Source organism: Pseudomonas sp. NPDC087690 (assembly GCF_044743175.1).
GTDB lineage: Bacteria > Pseudomonadota > Gammaproteobacteria > Pseudomonadales > Pseudomonadaceae > Aquipseudomonas.
This window is the reverse complement of record NZ_JBIUVX010000092.1, coordinates 1-4,096: the sequence shown is the minus strand read 5'-3', so window position 1 is coordinate 4,096 and position 4,096 is coordinate 1. Positions and strand designations below refer to the sequence as shown.

The window sequence follows — 4,096 nt, the reverse complement described above, 5'->3', positions numbered from 1 at the left end:
GCGAAACCACCGGTCATGCCAGAGCCGAAGTTGTACCCGGTCTTGCCCAGAACGCAGACAAAACCACCGGTCATGTACTCACAGCAGTGATCGCCAGTGCCTTCCACAACCGTGTGGGCACCGGAGTTACGCACGGCGAAACGCTCGCCTGCGGTGCCAGCAGCAAACAGCTTGCCGCCGGTGGCGCCATACAGGCAGGTGTTGCCGATGATGGCGCTTTCCTGAGTTTTGTAAACGCTACCCTTCGGCGGCACGATGGTCAGTTTGCCACCGGTCATGCCTTTGCCGACGTAGTCGTTGGCGTCGCCTTCGAGGTACATGTTCAGACCGCCGGCGTTCCACACACCGAAGCTCTGACCGGCAGTGCCCTTGAAGCGGAAGGTGATCGGCGCTTTCGCCATCCCCTGGTTGCCGTGCTTGCGCGCGATTTCGCCGGAGATCCGCGCGCCGATCGAACGGTCGCAGTTGCAGATGTCCAGGTCGAACTCGGCGCCGCTCATGTCGTTGATCGCCGACGAAGCCATCTCGACCATTTTCTCGGCCAGCAGGCCTTTGTCGAACGGCGGGTTGCGCTCAACGCCGCAGAACTGTGGCTTGTCCGCCGGAATGTGATCGCTGCCCAACAGCGGCGTCAGGTCCAGGTGGTTTTGCTTGGCGGTCTGGCCTTCGAGGATTTCCAGCAGATCGGTACGACCGATCAGCTCTTCGAGGGAGCGCACGCCGAGCTTGGCCAGCCACTCACGGGTTTCTTCGGCGACGTAGGTGAAGAAGTTCACCACCATGTCGACGGTACCGATGTAGTGGTCCTTGCGCAGCTTCTCGTTCTGCGTCGCAACGCCGGTGGCGCAGTTGTTCAGGTGGCAGATACGCAGGTATTTGCAGCCCAGCGCGATCATTGGCGCAGTACCAAAGCCGAAGCTTTCGGCGCCAAGGATCGCCGCCTTGATCACGTCGAGGCCGGTTTTCAGGCCGCCGTCGGTCTGCACCCGGACTTTGCCGCGCAGGTCGTTGCCGCGCAGGGTCTGGTGAGTTTCGGCGAGGCCGAGTTCCCACGGTGCGCCGGCGTATTTGATCGAGGTCAGCGGCGATGCACCGGTGCCACCGTCGTAGCCGGAGATGGTGATCAAGTCCGCATAGGCCTTGGCCACACCGGCGGCGATGGTGCCGACGCCCGCTTCAGCTACCAGCTTCACGGAAACCAGTGCTTTCGGGTTGACTTGTTTCAGGTCGAAAATCAGCTGCGACAAGTCTTCGATCGAGTAGATATCGTGATGCGGCGGTGGCGAAATCAGCGTTACGCCCGGCACTGCGTAACGCAGCTTGGCGATCAAACCGTTGACTTTACCGCCAGGCAGTTGCCCGCCCTCGCCCGGCTTGGCGCCTTGCGCGACCTTGATCTGCAGCACTTCGGCGTTGACCAGGTATTCCGGGGTTACCCCGAAACGGCCAGTCGCAACCTGCTTGATTTTCGAGCTCTTGATGGTGCCGTAACGTGCTGGATCCTCACCACCTTCGCCGGAGTTCGAACGCGCACCGAGGCGGTTCATGGCTTCGGCCAGGGCTTCGTGAGCTTCCGGCGACAGTGCGCCCAGCGAGATACCGGCGGAGTCGAAGCGCTTGAGCACCGATTCCAGCGGTTCGATTTCACTGATGTCCAGCGGCGTATCGAGGGTCTTGACCTTGAACAGGTCGCGAATCATCGACACCGGACGGTTGTCCACCAGCGAGGTGTATTCCTTGAACTTGGCGTAGTCGCCCTGCTGCACGGCGGCTTGCAGGGTGTTGACCACGTCCGGGTTGTAGGCGTGATATTCGCCGCCGTGGACGAACTTCAGCAGACCGCCCTGCTGGATCGGCTTGCGCGGACTCCAGGCTTCGGTGGCCAGTGCTTTCTGCTCGGCTTCGATGTCGACGAAACGCGCACCCTTGATACGGCTCGGCACGCCACGGAAGCTCAGGTCGCAGACTTCTTCGGACAGGCCGATGGCTTCGAACAACTGCGCACCGCGGTACGACGCGATGGTCGAAATGCCCATCTTCGACAGAATTTTCAGCAGACCTTTGGTGATGCCTTTGCGGTAGTTCTTGAACACCTCGTAGAGGTCGCCCAGTACTTCACCGGTACGGATCAGGTCGCCCAGCACTTCGTAGGCCAGGAACGGATAGACCGCCGAGGCGCCGAAACCGATCAGCACCGCAAAGTGATGCGGGTCGCGAGCGGTCGCGGTTTCAACGAGGATGTTGGAATCGCAACGCAGGCCTTTTTCGGTCAGACGGTGGTGCACGGCACCGGTCGCCAGGGATGCGTGGATCGGCAGCTTGCCCGGGGCGATATGGCGGTCGCTCAGGACGATCTGGGTACGACCGGCGCGCACGGCTTCTTCAGCCTGATCGGCGACATTGCGGATTGCCGCTTCGAGGCCGACGCTTTCGTCGTAGTTGAGGTCGATGATCGCCCGTTCGAAACCCGGACGGTCGAGGTTCATCAGCGAGCGCCACTTGGCCGGCGAAATCACTGGCGAGCTGAGGATCACGCGCGAGGCGTGTTCCGGCGACTCCTGGAAAATGTTGCGCTCGGCACCGAGGCAGATTTCCAGCGACATCACGATCGCTTCACGCAGCGGGTCGATCGGCGGGTTGGTGACCTGCGCGAACTGCTGGCGGAAATAGTCGTACGGCGTGCGCACACGTTGGGACAGCACGGCCATCGGCGTGTCGTCGCCCATCGAGCCAACGGCTTCGTAGCCTTGTTCGCCGAGCGGACGCAGGACCTGATCGCGCTCTTCGAACGTGACTTGGTACATCTTCATGTATTGCTTGAGCTGATCGACGTCGTAAAAAGCCGAACCGTGGTCGTTGTCTTCCATGGTCGCCTGAATGCGCAGGGCGTTCTTGCGCAACCATTGCTTGTACGGATGACGGGATTTCAGACGGTTGTCGATCGCATCGGTGTCGAGGATCTGCCCGGTTTCGGTGTCCACGGCGAAGATCTGGCCAGGGCCGACACGGCCTTTGGCAATCACGTCTTCAGGCTTGTAGTCCCACACGCCGATTTCCGAGGCGAGGGTGATGAAGCCGTTGGTGGTGGTGACCCAGCGCGCCGGGCGCAGACCGTTACGGTCGAGCAGGCACACCGCGTAACGACCGTCGGTCATCACCACGCCGGCCGGGCCGTCCCACGGCTCCATGTGCATCGAGTTGTACTCGTAGAACGCACGCAGATCCGGGTCCATGGATTCGACGTTCTGCCACGCTGGCGGAATGATCATCCGCACGCCACGGAACAGGTCGATGCCGCCGGTGACCATCAGCTCGAGCATGTTGTCCATGCTCGAGGAGTCGGAACCGACACGGTTGACCAGCGGGCCGAGCTCTTCCAGATCCATCAGATCATTGCTGAACTTGGTCCGACGGGCCTGCGCCCAGTTACGGTTACCAGTGATGGTGTTGATCTCGCCGTTGTGGGCGAGGAAGCGGAATGGCTGGGCCAGCGGCCATTTCGGCAGGGTGTTGGTGGAGAAGCGCTGGTGGAACACGCAGATTGCGGTTTGCAGGCGCTCGTCGCTCAGGTCTGGATAAAACGCGGCCAGATCGGCCGGCATCATCAGGCCTTTATAGATGATGGTCTTGTGCGAAAAGCTGCAGATGTAGTGGTCGGAATCGACGGCGTTGGCCACCGACGAACGACGACGCGCACTGAACAGCTTCACGGCCATGTCCTGATCACTCAGGCCTTCGCCGCCGATGTACACCTGCTCGATCTGCGGCAGGCGCTCAAGGGCCAGGCGGCCGAGGACGCTGGTGTCGATGGGCACTTTGCGCCAGCCGATCAGTTGCAGACCTTCAGCGAGGATCTCGCGGTTCATGTTCTCGCGAGCGGCTTCGGCCTTGACCGGGTCCTGGTTGAAGAAAACCATGCCCACCGCATATTGCTTGGGCAGCTCGAGGCTGAAGGTTTCCTGGGCAATGGCACGCAGGAACGCATCAGGCTTCTGAATCAGCAGACCGCAACCGTCACCGGTCTTGCCGTCGGCATTAATCCCACCGCGGTGGGTCATGCAGGTCAGGCCGCGATTGCCGGTGTAAAAAAGGGTAG

At 61.3% G+C, this 4,096-nt stretch carries 1 protein-coding gene; it reads right to left on the bottom strand.

The annotated features are described in order from the left end of the window. A partial coding sequence (gene gltB, locus ACIPIZ_RS29445) for a glutamate synthase large subunit (protein ID WP_401169019.1) occupies window positions 1–4,096 on the bottom strand: 4,096 nt, incomplete at both ends.